Origin of the sequence: Bartonella sp. TT121SHDZB (genome assembly GCF_042193415.1) — a bacterium.
GTDB lineage: Bacteria > Pseudomonadota > Alphaproteobacteria > Rhizobiales > Rhizobiaceae > Bartonella.
On the sequence record NZ_JBHILR010000057.1, the window covers coordinates 1 to 675 of the forward strand.

Below are 675 nucleotides of genomic sequence, written 5' to 3' on the forward strand. Positions count from 1 at the left end.
AGACAATAGAGGTTGGTGATTATACTCTTTATCGCATTCGGGCTTTAAGGGATTTTGCTAATATAAAAGCTGGTGATTTAGGCGGCTTTATACATAAGGTTGCAAATTTAGCTCATAATGGTAATTGTTGGGTCGGTGGCAATGCCATGGTTTATGGTGATGCTCGTGTTTACGATAATGCCCATGTTTCGGATAATGCTATAGTTTTTGATAATGCTAGGGTTTGCGATAATGCCCATGTTTGTGGCGCTGCTATGGTCAATAGAGAAGCCAAGGTTTATGGCAATGCTATAGTGACTGGTTATGCCCATGTTTATGATAGGAGCTGCGTTTATGACAATGCCAAGGTTTATGGCAAGGTTTATGGTGGCGCTTGGGTTTCCAATAATGCTTTAATTTCTGATAATGCCGAGGTTTATGATGATGCTCGCATTTATGACAATGCAAAAATTTATGGCAAGGTCCATGGTGATGCTCATGTCTATGGCAATGCCAAGGTAATTGGCTATACTGAAATTGGTGGTGATACCAAAATTGGTGGCAATTATAAAGAATCTGTTATCACTGGTGATATTGTTTTTACAACTGTGTAAATGACGCGCGGGCGCGGCGGGGGCGCCCCTCTTTAAACATTTCATTCTAAAATTCAAATCTTTTTATAAAGGAATTGTGCTA

Annotated in this window: 1 protein-coding gene; it reads left to right on the forward strand. The window is 40.0% G+C overall.

Features of this window, described 5'->3' with window-relative positions:
* Nucleotides 1–593 (forward strand): hypothetical protein (locus ACFIKI_RS08440; RefSeq protein ID WP_375666760.1); only part of this gene is annotated, 593 nt, incomplete at its 5' end.
* Nucleotides 594–675 lie beyond the last annotated feature (82 nt).